At 71.5% G+C, this 20,019-nt stretch carries 21 protein-coding genes; 9 read left to right on the forward strand and 12 right to left on the reverse strand.

The window, feature by feature from the left end:
• Window positions 1-124: 124 nt before the first annotated feature.
• The 7 genes from ACGFNI_RS09245 to ACGFNI_RS09275 form a co-directional block, all read right to left on the reverse strand.
• Window positions 125-934, reverse strand: coding sequence for an ATP-binding cassette domain-containing protein (locus tag ACGFNI_RS09245; protein ID WP_393682044.1), 810 nt, complete (start codon window positions 932-934; stop codon window positions 125-127).
• On the reverse strand, window positions 931-1,998 hold the full coding sequence (locus tag ACGFNI_RS09250) for an ABC transporter permease (protein ID WP_393682046.1): 1,068 nt from the start codon (window positions 1,996-1,998) through the stop codon (window positions 931-933). Before ACGFNI_RS09250 ends, ACGFNI_RS09245 begins: the two co-directional genes overlap by 4 nt.
• Window positions 1,995-2,978 (reverse strand): sugar ABC transporter substrate-binding protein, encoded by a 984-nt coding sequence (locus ACGFNI_RS09255; protein WP_393682048.1) that lies wholly within the window; start codon window positions 2,976-2,978, stop codon window positions 1,995-1,997. The genes ACGFNI_RS09250 and ACGFNI_RS09255 overlap by 4 nt, the downstream gene beginning before the upstream one ends.
• Window positions 2,979-3,394: 416 nt before the next feature.
• Window positions 3,395-4,144, reverse strand: a complete 750-nt coding sequence (locus tag ACGFNI_RS09260) for a GntR family transcriptional regulator (protein ID WP_393682050.1) — start codon at window positions 4,142-4,144, stop codon at window positions 3,395-3,397.
• Window positions 4,145-4,316: 172 nt separating this feature from the next.
• On the reverse strand, window positions 4,317-5,177 hold the full coding sequence (locus ACGFNI_RS09265; protein WP_393682051.1) for a transporter substrate-binding domain-containing protein: 861 nt from the start codon (window positions 5,175-5,177) through the stop codon (window positions 4,317-4,319).
• A 315-nt stretch (window positions 5,178-5,492) separates the two neighbouring features.
• Window positions 5,493-6,161 carry a bifunctional 4-hydroxy-2-oxoglutarate aldolase/2-dehydro-3-deoxy-phosphogluconate aldolase gene (locus ACGFNI_RS09270; protein ID WP_393682053.1) on the reverse strand — a complete coding sequence of 223 codons (669 nt, stop codon included), beginning with the start codon at window positions 6,159-6,161 and terminating at the stop codon, window positions 5,493-5,495.
• Between the two features lie 458 nt (window positions 6,162-6,619).
• A complete protein-coding gene (locus ACGFNI_RS09275; protein ID WP_393682054.1) occupies window positions 6,620-7,066 on the reverse strand; it encodes a ribonuclease domain-containing protein in 447 nt (148 codons plus the stop codon).
• Window positions 7,067-7,284: 218 nt separating this feature from the next.
• Between ACGFNI_RS09275 and ACGFNI_RS09280 the strand changes: the two genes are divergently transcribed.
• From ACGFNI_RS09280 to ACGFNI_RS09290, 3 genes are all read left to right on the forward strand, one after another.
• Window positions 7,285-7,911: a helix-turn-helix domain-containing protein gene (locus tag ACGFNI_RS09280; protein ID WP_393682056.1), complete on the forward strand. Its 627-nt coding sequence runs from the start codon at window positions 7,285-7,287 to the stop codon at window positions 7,909-7,911.
• Window positions 7,912-7,970: 59 nt separating this feature from the next.
• A complete protein-coding gene (locus tag ACGFNI_RS09285) occupies window positions 7,971-8,183 on the forward strand; it encodes a DUF6126 family protein (RefSeq protein WP_393682058.1) in 213 nt (70 codons plus the stop codon).
• 209 nt (window positions 8,184-8,392) lie between these two features.
• Window positions 8,393-9,097 (forward strand): transcriptional regulator, encoded by a 705-nt coding sequence (locus ACGFNI_RS09290; protein ID WP_393682059.1) that lies wholly within the window; start codon window positions 8,393-8,395, stop codon window positions 9,095-9,097.
• Here the strand turns inward: ACGFNI_RS09290 and allB are convergent.
• Together allB and ACGFNI_RS09300 are read right to left on the reverse strand one after the other, a co-directional pair.
• On the reverse strand, window positions 9,084-10,418 hold the full coding sequence (gene allB, locus ACGFNI_RS09295; RefSeq protein ID WP_393682061.1) for an allantoinase AllB: 1,335 nt from the start codon (window positions 10,416-10,418) through the stop codon (window positions 9,084-9,086). The two genes, ACGFNI_RS09290 and allB, sit on opposite strands and share 14 nt — an antisense overlap.
• 142 nt (window positions 10,419-10,560) lie before the next feature.
• On the reverse strand, window positions 10,561-10,902 hold the full coding sequence (locus tag ACGFNI_RS09300) for a hypothetical protein (protein WP_393682063.1): 342 nt from the start codon (window positions 10,900-10,902) through the stop codon (window positions 10,561-10,563).
• A gap of 389 nt (window positions 10,903-11,291) precedes the next feature.
• On the opposite strand from ACGFNI_RS09300, the gene ACGFNI_RS09305 reads away from it, so the two are divergent.
• Window positions 11,292-12,095 carry an IclR family transcriptional regulator gene (locus ACGFNI_RS09305; protein ID WP_393682064.1) on the forward strand — a complete coding sequence of 268 codons (804 nt, stop codon included), beginning with the start codon at window positions 11,292-11,294 and terminating at the stop codon, window positions 12,093-12,095.
• Window positions 12,096-12,158: 63 nt separating this feature from the next.
• Here ACGFNI_RS09305 and ACGFNI_RS09310 read toward each other — a convergent pair whose 3' ends face one another.
• Complete coding sequence (locus tag ACGFNI_RS09310) at window positions 12,159-12,671, reverse strand: DinB family protein (protein ID WP_393682066.1); 513 nt, start codon at window positions 12,669-12,671, stop codon at window positions 12,159-12,161.
• 99 nt (window positions 12,672-12,770) lie between these two features.
• Window positions 12,771-13,088 carry a DUF5955 family protein gene (locus ACGFNI_RS09315; RefSeq protein WP_393682068.1) on the reverse strand — a complete coding sequence of 106 codons (318 nt, stop codon included), beginning with the start codon at window positions 13,086-13,088 and terminating at the stop codon, window positions 12,771-12,773.
• A 359-nt stretch (window positions 13,089-13,447) separates the two neighbouring features.
• Here ACGFNI_RS09315 and ACGFNI_RS09320 point away from each other — a divergent pair, with 359 nt between their 5' ends.
• The 5 genes from ACGFNI_RS09320 to ACGFNI_RS09340 all read left to right on the forward strand — a co-directional run bounded on the left by ACGFNI_RS09320 (window position 13,448) and on the right by ACGFNI_RS09340 (window position 18,230).
• On the forward strand, window positions 13,448-13,708 hold the full coding sequence (locus tag ACGFNI_RS09320) for a hypothetical protein (RefSeq protein WP_393682070.1): 261 nt from the start codon (window positions 13,448-13,450) through the stop codon (window positions 13,706-13,708).
• A 109-nt stretch (window positions 13,709-13,817) separates the two neighbouring features.
• Window positions 13,818-14,396 (forward strand): NTP transferase domain-containing protein, encoded by a 579-nt coding sequence (locus ACGFNI_RS09325; protein ID WP_393682201.1) that lies wholly within the window; start codon window positions 13,818-13,820, stop codon window positions 14,394-14,396.
• Window positions 14,397-14,671: 275 nt separating this feature from the next.
• Entirely contained in the window at window positions 14,672-16,315 is a 1,644-nt protein-coding gene (gene aceB, locus ACGFNI_RS09330) for a malate synthase A (RefSeq protein WP_393682071.1), read from the forward strand.
• 209 nt (window positions 16,316-16,524) lie between these two features.
• Window positions 16,525-16,791 (forward strand): SCO5918 family protein, encoded by a 267-nt coding sequence (locus tag ACGFNI_RS09335; RefSeq protein ID WP_393682073.1) that lies wholly within the window; start codon window positions 16,525-16,527, stop codon window positions 16,789-16,791.
• 557 nt (window positions 16,792-17,348) lie between these two features.
• Window positions 17,349-18,230, forward strand: coding sequence for a chitosanase (locus tag ACGFNI_RS09340; protein WP_393682075.1), 882 nt, complete (start codon window positions 17,349-17,351; stop codon window positions 18,228-18,230).
• A gap of 72 nt (window positions 18,231-18,302) precedes the next feature.
• On the opposite strand, the gene ACGFNI_RS09345 is transcribed toward ACGFNI_RS09340, so the two are convergent.
• A complete protein-coding gene (locus ACGFNI_RS09345) occupies window positions 18,303-19,760 on the reverse strand; it encodes a nucleobase:cation symporter-2 family protein (RefSeq protein ID WP_393682076.1) in 1,458 nt (485 codons plus the stop codon).
• Window positions 19,761-20,019: the final 259 nt, after the last annotated feature.

The following is a 20,019-nucleotide window of genomic DNA, read 5'->3' on the forward strand; positions in this document are numbered from 1 at the left end:
TCGTCCCTGCGGGTCTCAGGAGGCCGGGTCGGCCTCGGTGTGCATGGTTTCGGTGCGATTGTGCATCACGTGCGGTGTCCGGCGCACCGCGGCGTGAGGTGCGGGACCGGGGCCGAGCCGGGGCTCAGTCCGGGCGGTGGCCGCCGGGGAATTCCGGGGTCGCCGCGCGGGCCAGTTCGTGGCTGAGCTGCTCCAGCTCGCTGCCGCCTGCCATTTGGCGGGTCAGCTCGTCCAGGGCGATCTCCGACTTGGCGTGGCTGCCTGCCATCGTGCCGCGCTTGAGGAGGACGAAGCGGTCGCCGACGAGGTAGGCGTGGTGCGGGTTGTGGGTGATCAACACCACGCCGAGTCCGGCGTCCCTGGCGGCGGCGACGTATTTGAGGACGACGCCTGACTGCTTGACGCCGAGCGCCGCGGTGGGCTCGTCCAGGACGAGGACCTTGGCGCCGAAGTAGACGGCGCGGGCGATGGCCACGCATTGGCGTTCGCCGCCGGAGAGGGTGCCGATGGGCTGGTCGACGTCGCGCAGGTCGATGCCCATCCGCAGCAGTTCGCTGCGGGTGGTCTCGCGCATCGTGCGGACGTCCAGGCGCCGGAAGGGGCCCTTGCCCTTCGTCGGTTCGGAGCCGAGGAAGAAGTTGCGCCACACCGGCATCAGCGGGACCACGGCGAGGTCCTGGTAGACGGTGGCGATGCCGCGGTCCAGGGCGTCACGGGGGGAGGCGAGGCGGGTCTCCTCGCCCTCGATGGTGAAGGTGCCCGCGTCGTGCTGGTGCAGCCCGGCGATGATCTTGATGAGGGTGGATTTCCCGGCGCCGTTGTCGCCGAGCACGCAGGAGATCTCCCCGGCGTGCACTTCGAGCGAGACGTTTTCCAGGGCCTTGATGTTGCCGTAGAACTTGCTGACGTCGGCCAGCTCGACCAGGGCCGTCATGCCTTCTCCTCCGCGCGCTTGCGTACCCATGCGTTCAGGAGTGTGGCGAGCAGCAGCATCGCCCCGAGGAAGAACTTGAACCAGTCCGGGTTCCACTGGGCGTAGACGATGCCCTTGCTGGTCATGCCGAAGATGAACGCGCCGACGGCGGAGCCGATCGCCGAGCCGTAGCCGCCGGTCATCAGACAGCCGCCGACGACCGCGGCGATGATGTAGAGGAATTCGTTGCCGACGCCGTCGCCCGACTGGATCGCATCGTACGAGAACAGCAGGTGCTGGCCGGAGATCCAGGCGGCGAAGGCGACGCCCATGTAGAGGGCGATCTTGGTCTTGGTGACCGGGACGCCGACCGCGCGGGCGGCGTCCGCGCCGCCGCCCGCCGCGAAGATCCAGTTGCCGGCGCGGGTGCGCAGCAGGATCCAGGTGGCCACGGCGACCAGCGCGATCCACCACAGGATGGTGATCTGGATGTCGACGCTGCCCAGCGTCAGGTGCGAGGCGAAGACGGCGCGGGCGGAGGCGAAGCCCTCCATGTCGGCGATGGTCTTCGTGGAGACGGTGCCGCTGATCAGCTTGGTGAAGCCGAGGTTGAGGCCGGTCAGCATGAAGAACGTGCCGAGCGTGATGATGAAGCTGGGGAGTTTGGTGCGGGTCAGCAGGAAGCCGTTGAAGAAGCCGATGGCGAGGGTGACCAGCAGGGATACGCCGACGCCCACCCAGGTGTTGGCGGTCATCTGGTAGCTGAACATCGAGGAGATCAGCGCCGAGCTGACCACCATCACACCGGCCGAGAGGTCGAACTCACCGCCGATCATCAGCAGCGCCACCGGTACGGCCATGATGCCGATCGTGGAGGACGCGTAGAGGACGGTGGAGAGGCTGGAGGCGCGCAGGAAGGGTTCGGCGGCGAAGGTGAAGAAGAGGAAGACGGCGGCGGCGCCGACCACCGAGCCGAGTTCGGGGCGGCCCATCAGCCGGTGGACCAGGGAGCGGTGCAGCAGCCGTTCGTCGCTGCTGCCTGCGGGGCCTGCGGGCTGCCGTGGCGGGGCGTCGGCGGGGCTCATCGGGTGCCCCGCTTCGTGTACTCCTGGAGCGCCGTCGCGTCCTTCTTGGTGATCACCTGGGGTCCGGTGAGCACCGGCTTGCCGCCGCCGAGCATGTCGGAGTTGTACTTGTACAGCCACAGCAGGTCGACGGCTTCGTAGCCCTGAAGGTAGGGCTGCTGGTCGACGGCGAAGCCGAGGGAGCCGTCCTTGAGGCCGCCGGCGACCTGGGCGTTGAGGTCGAAGGTGTCGATCTCGGCCTTGCTGCCCGCCTGTTCCTTGGCCTTGACGGCGGTGGGGGCGAACGGCGCGCCGAGGGTGACGACGGAGTCGATGGACGGGTCGGCCTGGAGCTTGGACTCGATGGAGGACTGCACGTCGGGCATGTTGGTGCCCTCGACGTAGAGCTTCTGGAGGTCGCCCTTGAAGGTCTTCGCGGTGCCTGCGCAGCGCTGCTCGTGGCCGACGTTGCCCTGTTCGTGCAGGACGCACAGGGCCTTCTTCCGGCCGCGCTTGTTGAGTTCGTCGCCGACGGCTTCGCCGGCCACCGTCTCGTCCTGGCCGATGTGGCTGAGCGCGCCGTACGCCTTGGATTCCTCGGCGCCGGAGTTGACCGTGACCACGGGGATGCCGGCCTTCTCGGCCTTGGCGACCACGTCCTTCATGGCGTCCGGCTTGGCGAGGGTGACGATCAGTCCGTCGACCTTCTGGTCGATGTAGGACTGCACCAGCTGGCTCTGCCGCTGGGCTTCCTTGTCGTGCCCGTAGACGAACTTGATGTTGTCCTTGGCCGCGGCCTGTTCGGCGCCGTTCTGCACGATGTCCCAGAAGGTGTCGCCGTCGCCCGAGTGGGTGACCATCGCAAAGGTCCACCTGGGAGTGTTCACGGCGGCCCTGCCGCCGGCGGCCTGTGCGGCGCGCGCGTCCTCGGCGCGCTTGCCTCCGGTACTGCTGCACCCCGCGAGCGAGGCGCCGAGCACCGCCACCAGCACGGCACTCATGACGCGTACGCCTCTTCGAACCCTTGCCACGAGGACTTGCCCTTCCCGCTGATTGTCACGCTGTGTGGTGCACGTCGTTCCGCGCACCGGCACCGGATCCCCGGCCCCAACCGACCAAGTATCCGCTACCGGCGATCTGTACCGGTTCATCGGGTCCGCTCTTCCACCAGTGGTCACTGAGCGCCACGACCGGTGGACCAGCTGGAGCGGAGTGCCGCCCTCATCGGCCGTCCGGTTGTGGCTGGAGGAGTTCTAGCGGGGGCGCGGAGCCGCGTCAATGCTTTGTCAGAACATCCTGACGGGAGCGGTGCGGCGGTGTGCCCACGGAAGCGCGGTCCTGTGTACGGGATGGACCCGGGGCGGCGCAAGGAACCGGGCTCGGGCTCCGGCACGTGAGGGCTCCGGCGCGCGCGGGGTCAGGGGCGGACCAGCAACTGGAATTCGAAGGCGTACCGGGAGGCGCGGTAGACGTGGGTGCCGAATTCGACGGCCCGGCCGGTGTCGTCGAAGGTGGTGCGCTGCATCGTGAGGAGCGGGGCACCCTCCGCCTCGCCGAGCCGCTCGCCCTCCTCCACAGTGGCGGACTTGGCGCCGACGGCCTGCCGCGCGCTGTGCAGGGTGATGCCCGCCGACCGCATCAGGCGGTAGAGGCCGGTCTCCTCCAGAGCGGCGGTCTCCAGCCGCAGCAGTCCGGCCGGGAGGTGGTTGCACAGGTGGGCGACCGGCTCGCCGTGGGTGAGCCGCAGCCGTTCGACGAGCACGACCTCGGCGCCCTCGGCGACCCCGAGTGCGGCGGCGACCTCGGCGTCGGCGGGCGTGGTGGTGTGGCGCAGGACCCGGGTCGCCGGCTTCTGGCCGGCCGCCTCCAGGTCGTCGTAGAGGCTGCTCAGCTCCAGCGGGCGGCGGACCTGGCTGTGCACGACCTGGGTGCCGATGCCGCGCCTGCGCACCAGCAGCCCCTTGTCGACCAGCGACTGGATCGCCTGCCGCACGGTGGGCCGGGACAGGCCGAGCCGCCCGGCCAGCTCGATCTCGTTGCCGAGCAGGCTGCCAGGCGCGAGCCTGCCGTTCTCGATCGCGGACTCCAGCTGCTGGGCGAGCTGGAAATACAGCGGGACGGGACTGCTCCGGTCCACGCTGAACTGAACGGGGCTCTCGGCTCCCATGGCTTCTGTATCGCGTTTCCCCACGGTCGCGAGCGTAACGGCAGGAAATGATGACGGGAAGTCCGGAGGTCACATTGTCCGGACATTGACAGGGGTCGTGCGGTGTACCGCACGGGACCGGCGGCTCCCGTGCGGTGCGCTCCCCCGGATCAGCCGTTCCCGTGCGCCGCGGCTACTTCATCCAGGCGTCCTCGTACTTCCGGTAGGTGCCGTCGTTCTTCGCCAGGTGCACCCACTGGTCGACGTACGCCTTGAACGCGTCGTCGCCGCGCGGCAGGGCGTAGGCCTTCTCGGAGAAGGAGAAGGGCTCGTCGGGGTGGACGGCGCAGAGTTCGGGGTGCACCTTGGCCTGGTAGCGGGTCTCCGACGCGTCGGTCATCATCACGTCGGCACGGCCCGCGACGATCTCGTCGAAGATCGTGGTGTTGTCGGGGTGCACCGTGATCGTCGCCCGCTTGATGTGCGCGCGGGCGAACTCCTCGTTCGTGCCACCGGGGTTGACGACGACGGTCGTGCCGGGCCGGTCGATCTGCTGGAGGGTCCGGTACCTGTCCTTGTCCTCGCAGCGGACGATGGGGGTCTTGCCGTCCTCGCGGGTGGGTTCGCTGAAGTAGGCGGCGCGGGCCCGCGGCAGGGTGATCGAGACGCCGCCCATGCCGATGTCGCAGCGGCCCGCGGTCAGGTCGCCGACGAGCTTCGCCCACGTCGTGGCGACGTACCGGGGCTTGGCGTCCAGGCTTGTGGCGAGATCCCTGGCCATCTCGATGTCCACGCCCCGGTACTTCCCGGTCTTCGGGTCGAGGTAGGTGAACGGGCGGTAGTCGCCGGTCGTGCAGACCCGGAGCACGCCGCGGCGCGGGACGGCGTCCAGGAGGGTGCCGGGATGCGCCCGCTGCGCGGTGGCGGTGGCCGCCGTTCCTGCTGCCGTGGGCGGGGCTCCAGGCGCCGGGGCGGGAGTTGCCGAGGAGGAGGGAGCGGCGGCCGTGACGGCGAGCAGCACGGCGAGGGCGGACAGCGTGACGGCGCGCTTCATGGTGATCGTGACTCCTGTACGCGGCGGGCGGTGGCGGCGGGGCGGGAACGCGGCGGGCGCGTTCCGCGATCGGCTCGGTCAACCGGTGCACCGCCGGCGGCCGGTGCGGCCCGGCGGACGACGGCGTGATCTTGCCGATCGCAGCGCTCAGCGTGGCAGAGCCCGCGGCCCGGGTGAAGGCCGTGACCGCCCTGTGGGACGGCTGCGGGCCATCCGGTGCGTACGGCCACCGGGCCGCGAACTCTCTCTCGCCGCCCGGCCTGAAACCCCTGCGCCCATCCGCCCGTTCAGCCGTCGTATGCGCCGCCCGCCCGTTCAGTCGTCGTAGAGGTCCGCCGTGCCGATGGTCGTCCGGTGGTCAGGTGTCGTGTCGGCGAGCCGGATCAGGAGTTCGGCGGCGCGCTTGGCGACGGTGTCGCGGTCGCCGGCGGAGAGCGCCGCACCCATGCCGACGGCCACGGCGCCCGCCGCGATCCACTCCGGCGCGCTCTCGACCGTCACCCCACCGGTCGGCAGGAGCGGGGCCTGCGGCAGGGCGGCGCGGACGTCCTTGAGCCAGGAGGGGTCGTGCCCGGAGACGGGGAAGACCTTGAGGGCGTCCGCGCCGCACTCCAGCGCGCGGACCATCTCGGTCGGGGTCGCGACGCCGGCGAATACGGGGACGCCGTAGCGGTGTCCCGTACGGATGACCTCGGGGTCGAGGTTCGGCGAGACGAGGAAGCGGGCGCCGGCGTCGACGGCCATCCGGGCCGACACGGCGTCAAGGATCGTGCCCGCGCCGATGACCGCGTCATCCCCCAGCTCGCGGGTGAGGGTGGTGACGGCCTCCAGGGCGAAGGGGGTGGTGAGCGATATTTCCAGGCTGGTGATGCCGGCCGACAGCAGGGTGTCGGCGGTGGCGCTCGCCTCGTCGTAGGACGTGCTGCGGACAATGGCGAAAACGCGCTGCGCCAGTGCGGCCCGGGTGATTTCCCAGCGATACACGGCAGTTCGCCGTCCTTCCTTGTCTCCGACGCTCCGCGCCGCCCGCCCCGCGACCGCGGCGTGACCGGCACGTGTCCGTGCGTGCCGCGACGGCCGACCACCAGATGGTCTCTTTGCCGCCGATGCCCGCCCCTTCCTCGTTTCGACCGAAACGCTACCGGCAGCCACTGACAATTCTCCCGCGGGGGTCGGCCCCACGTCCCCCGACCGGCGAGATCCGGGGGACGCATCAGGGCCGCGGAGCCGTGGAACCGTGTAGCCGGGACGCCGAAGTGACGTGGAAGGGGAGGGACTTGAGGACGGGAGGGCGTGGAACCGAAGGTACGCGAGAGGGACGGGTGACGAGGCGGGCGGCGGGCCCGCACCGCGGCGGTTTCCGGGCAACAGGACGGCGGCCGGGGCGCCATGACCTCTGGCACCCCGGCCGCCGGGTGAGTCCGTACCTGTCAGGCTCCGGCTCAGCAGCCGAAGTCGACGAGGTCGAACGACTTGTAGTGGTCGGAGGTGTAGTAGTCCTCCTTGTCCTTCTCGCCGGTCACGATGCGGCGCGCGCCGCGGTCCGGCGAGCCGGGAGTGACGACGGTGTACTCGTGGTAGTAGCCGGAACCCTGCTTCGGAAGGATGCCCTCGCGGTTGGAGAAGACCGTGTTGTCCTGCGGGTACGGGTAGGGGCCGCCCTTGTCGATCAGGTCAAGGGTCTCGTGGGCCTCGTCGGGCAGCTTGGAGGTGCAGATCTTGCCGACGTCCTGCACCCGGACCTGCGCGGCGTGCAGCGACGCGGCGGTGGCGGCGGGGCGGGCCGTGGCGGCCGACGGGGTGGCCGCGACCGCGGTCCCGCCGAGGAGAAGGGCCGATGCGAGGGCGCCCGCGGCGCCGATCCTGGTGATCCGTGGGGGGATTCTCATGCCGACAAGGATGACGCGCGTAGACATGGGCCTGTCAATCCCAAGGACCGGAAGTTTCCCGCGAGTTCACACGTGCAGCCGTAGGTGCCACGGGCGGCCGGCCCACTCGTCCGGCGTCCCCGGCAGCCGCCACCGGCCCGCACTTCCGGAACACCGGCAGCCTTTGCCTCTCGGGCAAAACTTTTGCCTCTGGGGTTAAGGCTGGCTATACCGGATACATGACCGACCACCCGGATGAGACCTCCGACGCCGCCGCGGCGGAGCTGCCCACCGTCGCGCCACGACTGCGTGACCTGCGGCGACGCAGCGGTCTTACGCTGGAGGCCGCCGCCCGGCGGGTCGGGCTCTCGCCCGCGCACCTGTCCCGGCTGGAGACCAACCGCCGCCAGCCCTCGCTCCCGATGCTGCTGGCACTGGCCCGTACGTACGGAACCACGGTATCCGACCTGCTCGGCGAGACCGCTCCCGAGCGGGATCCCATCGTGCGGGCCGGACGTACCGAGCCGTCCGAGGCCGGCGGCTGGACGTACTGGACGCTCGGCGGCGCCGGGCGGGCGATGCAGGCCCTGCGGCTGCACGTGCCGCAGCGCGCGCAGGGCGACCTGGTGCGGGTGCATCCGGGCGAGGAATGGCTCTACGTCCTCGCCGGGCAGCTGCGCCTGACGCTCGGCGAAGCCGTCCACCTGCTCGACCCGGGTGACGCGGCGCACTTTGACTCGCTGACCCCGCACCGTATCGCCGCAGCCTCGCAGGGCGGTGCGGATCTGCTGTTCGTGCACACCCTGCTCCAGAGCGGCGCCGCCGAGCTGTGCCTGGGCGACGCCGCGCCACGCCGCGGCCTGTGACGCCGGTGACGCGGAGCGCCCGCGTGCCGCACCGTTTCGCAAGGGAAGGAACGTACGCCGTGCCCGACCACTCCACTCCCCCGCCCGCGCTCCCCGAACCCGGAGCCGGCGCCGCGCCGGACGCCGTCACCGAGCCCGCGGCACCCGCCCGCGTCTACGTCGAGAACAAGCCACCGCGCGGGCTCTATGTGCGGGTCTTCATCTACGTCGTCGCCACCCATGTGCTGCTGGCGTTCATGAGCCTGTTGGTGATCATCGCCAAGACCCGCTGACCACGGGCAACTGCCCCCGTGCGCCCGGACGACGGGCGTACGCCGGCCGCCGCTCTCCCCGGCGCGTCGCTCCTCGGCGTCCTAACCTGAGTCCATCGGTCCGAGACGGCCGCTGCCCGGCGTACGGAGCCGGGCCGGCCCCGTCGGATACGGCACCGGGCGCGGCGTCCCCCGCGAGCCCGTCCCCGCACCGGAGGAGATCAGCCACCATGGTCCGACCCGCCGACGCAGCCCCCCGGCCGACCGCGGACGCCGTGCTCGACGCCGCGGTGCGCGCCCTCACCCCCGACACCGGCGCCAACCGGCTCGTCCCGCTGATCACCACGGGTGAGGCGCCGCGCTCGGTGTTCGCGACGTTCGCGCTGGAGCAGCACCAGGTCATCGCGTCCGACCGGCTCAGCTTCCGGCACCTGACGCACCGCGCGGACGGCGATCCGCCCGTCGCCGCCTTCTTCGAACTGCTCGCGGACGGCGAGACGCTGGCACTGGAACGGCTGGCCGCGCTGGCCGATGCCTGCGGGCTGACCCCGTCGGATCTCGACGGCTACCAGCCGCGGGCGGGCTGCCAGGCGTATCCGTCGTACGCGGCGCGGCTGGCGCTCGGGGCCGAGCCGGTCGACGTGGTGATCGCGCTGACCGCCAACTTCGCCGCCTGGGGCCACTATTGCGCGGCGGTGGCCCGCTCGATGCGCACCCACTACGCCTTCCCCGACGCGGCCTGCGGCTTCTTCGACTTCTTCGCCAAACCGGCGCCGGAGCTGGACGAACGGGCCCTGGCCGCCGTGCAGCACGGTCTGGACACCGGACAGGCACGGCCGGTGGCGGCGCAGCGGCAGGGCCGGCTGCTCCAGGCGTACGAGCTGATGTTCTGGAACTCGCTGACGGACCGGCAGGCGGACCCTACGGGCGGGTGAGGAGTGTCCCGGTGGGTTCGGCGAGTGTGCTGCCGTCGTTGATCTTCCGGCCACGCAGCCAGGTGGACCGTACGACGCCGTACAGGGTCTTCCCCGCGTACGCGGTGATCTTGTTGCGATGCTGGAGCGCGGCCGGGTCGACGGTGAAGGACGCGTCGGGGTCCAGGACGGCGAAGTCCGCGTCGCGGCCCGGCGCGATGGCTCCCTTGCGGTCGAGCCCGACCAGGGCGGCGGGGGCGGCGGCCATCCAGCGGACCACGTCGTCCAGGGAGTGGCCGCGGGCGCGGGCCGCCGTCCAGATGGCGGGCAGGCCCAGCTGGAGGGAGGAGATGCCGCCCCAGGCCGCGCCGAAGTCGGCGGTCTTGAGGTCGGCGGTGGAGGGCGAGTGGTCGGAGACGATGCAGTCGATGGTGCCGTCCGCCAGGCCCTGCCACAGGGCGTCCTGATTGGCGGACTCGCGGATCGGCGGGCAGCACTTGAACTCCGTCGCGCCGTCCGGGATCTCCTCGGCGGTCAGCGTCAGGAAGTGCGGGCAGGACTCGACGGTGACCTGGACGCCCTCGGCCTTGGCCGCGGCTATCAGCGGCAGCGCGCCGCTGGACGACAGGTGCAGGACGTGCACCCGGGCGTCGAGCCGCTCGGCGAGTGCGACGAGCCCGGCGATGGCGTCGTCCTCGGAGGCCCGGGGGCGGGAGGCGAGGAAGTCGGCGTACTTGGGGCCGTGCGGCTGGGGGGCGGCGCCGAGGTGGTGCGGGTCCTCCGCGTGCACGATCAGCAGGCCGCCGAAACCGGCGATCTCCCCGAGCGCGGCGGCCAGTTGCTCCTGGTCCAGCTCGGGGAACTCGTCCACACCCGAGGGCGACAGGAAGCACTTGAAGCCGAAGACCCCGGCGTCGTGCAGCGGTCGCAGGTCGGCGACGTTGCCGGGGACGGCGCCGCCCCAGAAGCCGACGTCGATGTGTGCCTTGCTGCGGGCCACTTCGCGCTTGGTGCCGAGGTGGCCGGCGGTGGTGGTGGGCGGCAGGCTGTTGAGCGGCATGTCCACCAGGGTGGTGATGCCGCCGGCGGCAGCCGCGCGGGTGGCGGTCCAGAAGCCTTCCCACTCGGTGCGGCCGGGGTCGTTGACGTGTACGTGGGTGTCCACCAGGCCGGGCAGCAGGACGTCGTCGCCGAAGTCCTCGGCCCGCGCTCCGGCCGGCACCGCCGCGTCGTGCGGCAGCACCGCCGCGATCCTCCCGTCCGCGACGGTGACGGACGCGGCGCGCGTCCCCTGCGGGGTGACGACGCGCGTGGAGCGCAGCACCAGCTCTCCTTCGGACACCCGGTCCCCTCCTCGTTGTTCGGTGGTGATCGTTGTTCGGTGATCCGTGTCGCCCGGCCGCCGGGTGGCCGCCCGGGACCGGGCGCCCGCACCAGAATTCAACAGTCTGTTGAACGGAGTCTTCACTCCGGGCCGCGGCCCGTCAAGACCCTTCGGCCGCCACCGGCTCGCCGGCAGGCACGGTCCGCTCCTCGGCACCGTCCTCGCCCCTGGCGGCCCGGCTGACCTGCGACGCGATGATGTCCTGCGGCAGCGGACCGGCACCGGAAGGCACCCGGCCGCGGCGGGACACCAGCGCGTAGAGCGCGCCGGAGACTCCCGTGCCGAAGATCCAGGAGAACGGCGCGAGCGCGTCGAACGCCGGGACCAGCGCGAGCACGGCGGCCATCGCGGCGGCCGGCAGGAAGGCGATCACGACCTTCGGGTTGTAGCCGTCGCAGCAGAAATACGCCCCGTCCTTGTCGGCGGAGAACAGGGCGTCCACGTCGATGCGTCCGCACCCGATCAGGTGGTGGTCGGGGTGCCGGGGGCGGCGGCTGCGGTGGCGGTGGCGCGGATCGCGGCGGTCATGGAGGCCGCGGTGTTCGGGTTCATGACGAGAAGACGCATGACACTCCAGCGATTTGGAGGATTCCACGGAATGGACAGTAGGTTTCGCGGAGCAGAACGTAGCTACGGCCACTGGCCCGGTCAAGAGAGCGCGGCTATCCAGCTCGCCGCCGGGGACGAAGTCCGGACAAAGAGCCGCTGACCGGCGGGAACGAGTGTGCGATACACCGTGTGCCCACGGAAGGGGACCGGTAGGCTGCTCCGGTCCGGCCCGGCGCCCGCACGAGCCGCGACCGACCTGACCCGCCCCGAAAGGAACGCGACGTGCCGCCGTCCAGCGCCAGCACCCCCGCCGCCGATGCCAAGCCCGCGGGCGCGAGCGGCGGCGTCCAGTCCCTTGAGCGCGCCTTCGACCTGCTGGAGCGGATGGCCGACGCCGGCGGCGAGGTGGGGCTCAGCGAGCTCTCCGGCAGCAGCGGCCTCCCGCTGCCCACCATCCACCGCCTGATGCGCACCCTGGTGGCCTGCGGCTACGTCCGCCAGCAGCCCAACCGGCGGTACGCGCTCGGCCCGCGCCTGATCCGGCTCGGCGAGGGCGCATCCCGGCTGCTGGGCACCTGGGCCCGGCCGTTCCTCGCCCGCCTGGTCGAGGAGACCGGCGAGACCGCCAACATGGCGCTCCTCGACGGTGACGAGATCGTCTACGTCGCGCAGGTGCCGTCCCGGCACGCGGTGCGGATGTTCACCGAGGTCGGCCGGCGGGTACTGCCGCACTCCACCGGCGTCGGCAAGGCCCTGCTGGCCAACCACCCGCCGGAGGAGGTCCGCGCGCTGCTGGGCCGCACCGGCATGCCGGCGGCGACCGAGAAAACGATCACCGACGCGGACACCTTCCTCGACGCACTCGCCGAGGTCCGCAGGCTCGGCTACGCGGTGGACGACAACGAGCAGGAGATCGGCGTGCGCTGCTTCGCGGTGCCGGTCCCCAACTCCCCCACCTCCGCGGCGATTTCCATCTCCGGTCCGACCGGCCGGGTGACCGAGGCATCCACGGAGAAGATCGTGCCGGTGCTCCAGGACGTCGCGGCCAAGCTGTCGGTGGCGCTGGCCAACCAGACGCCGGCGTAGGGGCCGTCGCCGAAGCCCCGCCGTCCGCGCGGAAGGCGGGACGCGCGGCGCCCTGTGACCGGCTCAGAAGCCTGTGCTGCCGTCGATGCGCTCGCGTATGAGGTCGGCGTGACCGCAGTGGCGGGCGTACTCGGCGATCATGTGGGTGTAGATCCACCGCAGGGTGACCTGCCCGCCCATGAACGGTCTTGTGTCGTCGAGCGCGCGGGCCGCGCAGTTCTCCCGGGCACGGCCGATCTCGGCCTGCCATACGGGCAGCGCCGCCGCGTAGGTGGCCCCTTCGGCGAGGTCGAAGCCGCCGTCGGTGGCCTCCGGGTCGGCGTCGGGAGTGAAGATCGGCGGGGCGTCCTCCTGGGCCAGGACCCTGCGAAACCAGTTCCGTTCGACCTCCGCCATGTGTTGTACGAGGCCGAGCAGGGTGAGCGGCGAAGGCGCCACGGACGCCTGGCGGAGGCGGCTTTCGTCCAGGCCGTCACACTTCCGGGCGAGGGTGGCGCGGTAGAAGTCGAGCCAGCTCTCCAGGGAGGCCCGCTCGTCGGCGTCCAGGGAGGGCATGGCGCGTTCGGTAGTACTCATGTCCGTCATCGTGGCACGGGGGTCTGACAACGCGAGGGCGACGGCGCGGCCGGGGGGCTGGGCGGCCGGTGAGCGCGCCCGGGGTGCGTCGCGCCCGGGTCACCTGCCGCGGGGCAGCCCGCCGAAGCGGTCGATGCCCTCGCGGACCTCGGTCAGGGCCGGCGACAGGGCACTGACCGAGCCGACGGCGCCGGCGATCAGCAGCAACGAGCGGCGCAGCCTGGGGACTTCGGGCAGCCCGTCGCTCACCATCGCGTACAGGGCGGCGAGTTCCTCGTCGGCCACCGCGCGGTCCGGCAATTCGGCGGGGAGAACGGCCAGTTGACGGCGCAGCCGGGACACGGCACCGCGCAGCTCCCGCACCCGCGGGTCGTCCTCGCCCCCGGCCGGTCGTACGCACCTCGGCCTCTGGTCCACAACGACGGCGTCCTCCAAGGGCGTCGACCCGCTTCGCAATGCGGGTCAGTTAACGCCACAGGCGGTCACCGCGCCATACGCAGAGCGAAATTCGCCGCCCGCGGGCCCGCTCGGGCACCGGGCCGCGCGTCAGGAATCCCGCTCGGATCCCCCGGCGGGATTCGCCACTCCGGCACCGGGCCGGCGCGCCGCGGGCGGTCACTCCGCCTGCCCACACCGGACATGACCATGCGTCAAGACATTCGTTCCCCTGGCCACCCTTTGGCGTGAGCATGGGCGGTCGGATGCGTGCGGCAGGGCGGTGTGGAGCATTCTCTCTTCCGGGAAATATCCGGCATATCACTGGATCGGAGATCGGCATGGAAACCCCCAACGGCCCCGGCAACAGCCCTGATCACCACCCCGACAACGGCTCCGACGGCGAGGGTCAGGGGCAGCGCGTCAGCGTCGTGCAACTCATCTGCCGCGCGTACGGCCTCTCGGACGTCTCGGAGATCACCGTGGAGCACATAAACCGCTACGTCACCGAGCGCCGCCTCATCGAGGAGCACACCCACCACATCCGCGGCCGGCTGCGACCACGGATCCCCCGGCCACGGGCGGCAGGTGACGCCGCCTGACCTCCCGTGGGCGCACCCGGGCGCGATGGGGTAAGCACTCCCCATGGGACAGACACCACGGCCGGAAGGCGCGGCGCACACCACGGGGGACGGCCGGACCTGCGGGAGCGTGGCGGGGCTGCTACTGGCCGCCGGCGGCGGCCGGCGGCTGGGCGGGCGGCCCAAGGCGCTGCTGGAACACCGGGGGCGCCCCCTGGTGGAGCACGCGGCGCGGGCGCTGCGGGACGGCGGGTGTCACCCGGTGCACATCGTGCTGGGCGCGGCTGCGGAGACCGTCCGCGCACGCGCCGATCTGTCCGGGTACACGACGCGGGACAACCCGGACTGGGCGCAGGGCATGGGGTCTTCGCTGCGGGTGGGGCTGGCGGCGCTGGCGGGTTCGGGGGCGGACGCGGTGGTGGTGGCCCTGGTGGACCAGCCGGGCATCGGGGGCGCCGCGGTGGCGCGGGTGCTGGCCGCGTACGAGGGGGCCGGATCGCTGGCGGCGGCGGCGTACAAGGGCAGGCGGGGGCACCCGGTGCTGTTCGGTGCCGACCGGTGGGCGGAGATCGCGGCGAGCGCGGAGGGCGACCGCGGCGCGCGGGCCTATCTGCGGCGGCACGCGTCGGCGCTCACCCTCGTCGAGTGCGGGGATATCGCCGACGCGTACGACATCGACACCCCGGAGGATCTGCGCCGGCTGTCCTGAGGGCGGGGCGGCGAGCGGCCGGGAGGCGGGTGCGGCGGTCATCGGCAGTGACCGCAGTGGCACCCGGAGCCATTCGATCACCGTTTCTGTCGACCCGGAGAATCTCGACATCAACAAACCATTGAAGTTCCGCGATAAGGAAACTACTCTCCACTGGTCAGAAGCGCCCTGAACCCAGACGGCGCCCGCGACCGCGTTCCGGAGCCTGCGGCACCCCGTGCCGTCCGGACTCACCGCCGGCCGTACGGCACCGCCGCCGAATGGAGTGACCGCCCATGTCCGCACCAGCGCCGTCCCCGCTGGCCATCGCCGAAGTCGACCCCGCTCACGTGCCCGCGCGGCAGGACGAGGTCCTCACCGGCGCCGCACTCGCCTTCCTCGCCGAGCTCCACCGGCGGTTCACACCGCGCCGCGACGAACTGCTCGCCCGCCGCGCCGAGCGCCGCGCCGAGATCGCCCGCACCAGCACGCTGGACTTCCTCCCGCAGACCGCGCAGATCCGCGCGGACGACAGCTGGCGGGTCGCCGCATCGCCGGCCGCGCTCAACGACCGCCGCGTCGAGATCACCGGCCCGACCGACCGCAAGATGACCATCAACGCGCTCAACTCCGGCGCCAAGGTCTGGCTCGCCGACTTCGAGGACGCAACCGCTCCCACCTGGGAGAACGTCATCACCGGCCAGCTCAACCTGAGCGACGCCTACGAGCGCAGGATCGACTTCACCGACCCGCAGTCGGGCAAGTCGTACGCACTCAAGCCGGCCGATGAGCTGGCCACCGTCGTCGTGCGACCGCGCGGCTGGCACCTCGACGAGCGCCACCTCCAGGTCGAGGGCAAGCCGGTGCCCGGCGCGCTGGTCGACTTCGGCCTCTACTTCTTCCACAACGCGCAGCGGCTGCTCGACCTCGGCAAGGGCCCGTACTTCTACCTGCCCAAGACCGAGTCGCACCTGGAGGCCCGCCTCTGGAACGAGATCTTCGTCTTCGCCCAGGACTACGTCGGCATCCCCCAGGGCACCATCCGCGCCACGGTCCTCATCGAGACCATCACCGCCGCGTACGAGATGGAGGAGATCCTCTACGAACTGCGCGACCACGCCTCGGGGCTGAACGCGGGACGCTGGGACTACCTCTTCTCCATCGTCAAGAACTTCCGTGACGGCGGCGCCAAGTTCGTCCTCCCGGACCGCAACGCGGTGACCATGACCGCGCCGTTCATGCGCGCCTACACCGAACTCCTGGTCCGCACCTGCCACAAGCGCGGCGCGCACGCCATCGGCGGCATGGCCGCTTTCATCCCCAACCGCCGTGACCCCGAGGCCAACGAGCAGGCCCTGGCCAAGGTCAAGAACGACAAGGACCGCGAGGCTGGCGACGGTTTCGACGGCTCCTGGGTCGCCCACCCCGACCTGGTCCCGATCGCCCGCGCCTCCTTCGACGCGGTGCTCGGCGACCGGCCCAACCAGAAGGAGCGGCTGCGCGAGGACGTCGACGTCCGGGCCGCCGACCTCATCGCCATCGACTCCCTGGAGGCGAAGCCGACCTACCAGGGCCTTGTCGACGCCGTGCAGGTCGGCACCCGCTACATCGAAGCCTGGCTGCGCGGCCTGGGCGCCGTCGCCATCTTCGGCCTCATGGAGGACGCGGCCACCGCCGAGATCTCGCGCTCGCAGATCTGGCAGTGGGTCGACGCCGGCGTCGTCTTCGACGACGAGGGCCACGAGGGCGAGAAGGCCACCGCCGACCTGGTCCGTACGATCGCCGCCGAGGCCCTGGCCGGCATCCGCGCCGAGGTGGGCGAGGACGCCTTCGCCGCCGGCAGGTGGCAGCAGGCCCACGACCTGCTCCTCCAGGTCTCCCTCGACGCCGACTACGCCGACTTCCTGACGCTGCCCGCCTACGCGCTGCTGACCGGCTGAGCGATGCCGCCCGTCCCGCCCCGCCTCCGGTGTTCCGGGGCGCGGGGCGGGGCATCCAGGGCCCCCGTGCGGCCCGCCCGCGGGCGCGTTCCCACGCCCCGTCACCCGCCGCACCGGGCCCCGGCCCGCACCGTCAGGAGCCTTTCGTCCGGGCGGATCCATGAGAAGGTGACAGCTCGGGTTCCATTCCTGCTCACCCTTGTTGAGGCATGATGCGCGTCACCATTGCCGGAGTCTTCTTCTACATCCAGGCGAGCGAGGTGGAGCAGAAGATGAGCGCGGTCGAGCCGGATCCGATCGACGGCGAGTCCGTCCTCATCGGCACCACCGCCTACCCCGTCAAGCAGGTCGGCCGGATCGTCACCGGGCAGGACCCCCGGGACTTCAGTACCGGTGAAATCGTGCGGGCGCTGCGCCAGTTGGGCTTCACATGCAAGCCGCGTCCGGCGTCCCCGGAGCCTGCTTCGTTCCTCTGACCGCCGTTCGTCCGACGCGCCGGCCGCCCGGGACTCGGGTCCGTGGCCCGACCCCGGGGCCGCGCGTCGCTTTGCCCGTGCAGCAGGATGCGTCCGCCGCGGGCACCCCGGCCCCGCCGCTCCGGATCACCGGTGGCGGGGCGGCCCCGGCGCTTTCCGCCCGGCACCGCGGGGGCCATCGACGCCCGGCCCGTGTGCCGCCGGGGCCGATAAGCACCCCCGGCCGACGTCCGCGACCTGCGGCAGCAGTTCCCGGGTCCGCGCCGCCCCCGCCACGCATCGCCGGTCGTGCGCCCGCGCACCTCGCGCCCGCACGCCGCGCCGCTCGGGACCGCCTGGCGCCTTCTTCGCGGCTCCCGCCGCAACTCCCCTTGTCCGGCCCGCCGTTCGCCTGCGCAAAGCGGTCAGTCGCACGCCGTCGGACGCCATCCGACGCGGCGGCAACCCCGTGCGGAACAGCCACGCTTGACGGGTATACGTCACTCACCAAGTCTGGTAGGAAAGCTTCCTAACGATTGGGGAACCCCCCACAGCCCACTCCGGAACCGGAGGACCTCATGCGCTCCCGATCGATAAGCTCACGTGTGACCAGAATTGCCACCCGCGTCGTCCTCGGCGTCGCTCTGCTGACCGTCCCCGCAACCGCCATCGCCGCGACGGCCACCTCGGGCAGCCGTACCCCGGCCGCGCCCCACTCCACCACGCACTCCGCACCCTCATCGCGCGCCGCGACCGGGCTCGACGACCCGGCCAAGAAGGAGATCGCGATGCAGCTGGTCTCCAGCGCGGAGAACTCCTCGCTGGACTGGAAGGACCAGTACCGCTACATCGAGGACATCGGCGACGGCCGCGGCTACACCGGCGGCATCATCGGCTTCTGCTCCGGCACCCACGACATGCTCGAACTCGTCGAGCTGTACACCAAGCGGAAGCCGGACAACATCCTCGCGAAGTACCTGCCCGCGCTGCGCAAGGTGGACGGCAGCGACTCGCACGAAGGGCTCGACCCGAACTACACCAAGGACTGGAAGAAGGCCGCGCAGGACAGCGCCTTCCAGAAGGCCCAGAACGACGAGCGCGACCGGGTCTACTTCAACCCCGCGGTCAAGCAGGGCAAGTCCGACGGGGTCGGCGTGCTCGGCCAGTTCGCGTACTACGACGCGATCGTGATGCACGGGGACGGCGACGAGGACACCAGCTTCTCCAGCATCCGCAAGCGCGCGCTGAACAAGGCCAAGCCGCCGTCGCAGGGAGGCGACGAGAAGAAGTACCTCAATGCCTTCCTCGACGCCCGGGTGTGGGCCATGGAGCAGGAGGAGGCACACAGCGACACCAGCCGGGTCGACACCGCCCAGCGGGTCTTCCTCAAGGACGGCAACCTCGACCTGCACACGCCGCTCGACTGGAAGGTCTACGGCGAGGACTTCCACATCGGCTGAGCAGGACCGGCCGACGGCCCGTGACGGGACGGCAACGTCCGTTCCCCCACGGGCCGTTGTGTCCCGCTGCCGTCAGGGCAACGGGGTCGCCGCGGGTGTGTCGGCGTCGTCGGCGCGGCCCCGGTCGGGCTGCGGCGGGACGGTCGGGGCGGGCGGCGCGTCGGCCCCGTGCCCGTCGGCGGCCGGGTCGGCCTCCCGCCTGCCGAAGTGGTTGAAGGCGAGGTTGAGGACGATGGCGACCAGACAGCCGGTGCTGATGCCGGAGTCCAGGACGACCAGCAGGTCCTTGGGGAAGTTGCGGTAGAAGTCCGGCGCCGCGATCGGGATCAGGCCGACGCCGACGGCCGCGGCGACGATCAGCGCGTTCTCGCCCTTCTCCATCGCGGCGGATGCCAGCGTCTGCACGCCGCTGGCGGCGACCGAACCGAAGAGGACGATGCCGGCGCCGCCCAGCACCGGCAGCGGCACCAGCGAGATCACCGAGGCGGCCACCGGGCACAGGCCGAGCACGATCAGGATCACGCCGCTGGTGGCGACCACGAACCTGCTGCGCACCTTGGTCATCGCGACCAGGCCGATGTTCTGCGCGAAGGCGCTGTTGGCGAAGCCGTTGAAGAGCGGGCTGAGCGCGGTGCCGAGGGTGTCGGCGCGCAGTCCGCCGGCGATGGTCCGCTCGTCGGCCGGCCGGTCGACGATCTTGCCGAGAGCGAGCATGTCGGCCGTCGACTCGGTCATGCAGACCAGCATCACGATGCACATCGACACGATGGCCGCGAGGCTGAACTGCGGTGCGCCGAAGTGGAAAGGCGTCGGGAAGCCGATCAGGCCGGCGTCGCCCAGCGCCGAGAAGTCGGTGATGCCGACGGGTATCGCGATCAGCGTGCCGGCGATCAGGCCGAGCAGGATGGCGATCTGCTGGAGGAAGCCCCGCAGCACCCGGCGCAGCGCGAGCACGATGACGAGGGTCAGCGCGGCCATCCCGATGTTGGTCAACGACCCGTAGTCCGGGGCCCCTTCGGTGCCGCCCTGGGACCAGTTGAAGGCCACCGGGAGCAGGGAGACGCCGATCAGGGTGATGACGGTGCCGGTGACCACCGGCGGGAAGAACCGTACGAGCTTGGAGAAGTAGGGGGCCAGGGCGAAGCCCAGCACTCCGGCGACGATGACCGCGCCGAAGATGACCGGCAGCGCGTGCGCGGGGCTCTGGGACTTGGCGATCGCCACCATCGGGGTGACACCGGCGAACGAGACGCCGTTGACGAAGGGGAGCCTGGCGCCGATCTTCCAGAAGCCCAGCGTCTGGAGGAGGGTGGCGATGCCGGCGGTGAAGAGGGCGGCGCCCATCAGGAACGCGGTCTCGGTGGCGGTCAGCCCGCAGGCCGGTCCCACGATCATCGGCGGGGCGACCACCCCCGCGTAGCTCGCGGCCACGTGCTGGAGGCCGCTGGTGAACATTTTGAAGGGCGGGAGGGTGGCGTCGACCGGGTGCTTCCGGTCGCCCTCCGACTTCTGCCCGGGGGTTGCGGCCACTGCGGGCCTCCTGTCGATTTCTGCACCGCCGCGGGAGGGCGGCACGAGGCTGTCACGGAGGGCATGCGATGTGGTGCGTGGTGCGAGAAGTCGCGCGGGTGGGCGCAGGGCGAACGGGCGCGGGTCAGCGGCGGGGTGCAGGGGCGGCGCTTGTGGCGCGTGAAATCGGTGATGTCCGGCCGGGACGGTGCCGGCGGCCGGCCCGGGGGCACGGGGTGAACTCCGCGCCCCCGGGGTCAGGCGCTTGTGGACCGCTCGG

Source organism: Streptomyces sp. NPDC048644 (genome assembly GCF_043199105.1).
Taxonomy (GTDB): domain Bacteria; phylum Actinomycetota; class Actinomycetes; order Streptomycetales; family Streptomycetaceae; genus Streptomyces.

What these genes read in the sequence shown, in the direction of transcription:
- ACGFNI_RS09255 (WP_393682048.1), bottom strand. Translation starts at nt 2,978, where the DNA reads ATGAGTGCCGTGCTGGTGGCGGTGCTCGGCGCCTCGCTCGCGGGGTGC.
- ACGFNI_RS09250 (WP_393682046.1), bottom strand. Translation starts at nt 1,998, where the DNA reads ATGAGCCCCGCCGACGCCCCGCCACGGCAGCCCGCAGGCCCCGCAGGC.
- ACGFNI_RS09275 (WP_393682054.1), bottom strand. Translation starts at nt 7,066, where the DNA reads ATGAGAATCCCCCCACGGATCACCAGGATCGGCGCCGCGGGCGCCCTC.
- ACGFNI_RS09260 (WP_393682050.1), bottom strand. Translation starts at nt 4,144, where the DNA reads ATGGGAGCCGAGAGCCCCGTTCAGTTCAGCGTGGACCGGAGCAGTCCC.
- ACGFNI_RS09310 (WP_393682066.1), bottom strand. Translation starts at nt 12,671, where the DNA reads ATGAGTACTACCGAACGCGCCATGCCCTCCCTGGACGCCGACGAGCGG.
- ACGFNI_RS09245 (WP_393682044.1), bottom strand. Translation starts at nt 934, where the DNA reads ATGACGGCCCTGGTCGAGCTGGCCGACGTCAGCAAGTTCTACGGCAAC.
- ACGFNI_RS09340 (WP_393682075.1), top strand. Translation starts at nt 17,349, where the DNA reads ATGCGCTCCCGATCGATAAGCTCACGTGTGACCAGAATTGCCACCCGC.
- ACGFNI_RS09280 (WP_393682056.1), top strand. Translation starts at nt 7,285, where the DNA reads ATGACCGACCACCCGGATGAGACCTCCGACGCCGCCGCGGCGGAGCTG.
- ACGFNI_RS09290 (WP_393682059.1), top strand. Translation starts at nt 8,393, where the DNA reads ATGGTCCGACCCGCCGACGCAGCCCCCCGGCCGACCGCGGACGCCGTG.
- ACGFNI_RS09320 (WP_393682070.1), top strand. Translation starts at nt 13,448, where the DNA reads ATGGAAACCCCCAACGGCCCCGGCAACAGCCCTGATCACCACCCCGAC.
- aceB (WP_393682071.1), top strand. Translation starts at nt 14,672, where the DNA reads ATGTCCGCACCAGCGCCGTCCCCGCTGGCCATCGCCGAAGTCGACCCC.
- ACGFNI_RS09335 (WP_393682073.1), top strand. Translation starts at nt 16,525, where the DNA reads ATGATGCGCGTCACCATTGCCGGAGTCTTCTTCTACATCCAGGCGAGC.
- ACGFNI_RS09265 (WP_393682051.1), bottom strand. Translation starts at nt 5,177, where the DNA reads ATGAAGCGCGCCGTCACGCTGTCCGCCCTCGCCGTGCTGCTCGCCGTC.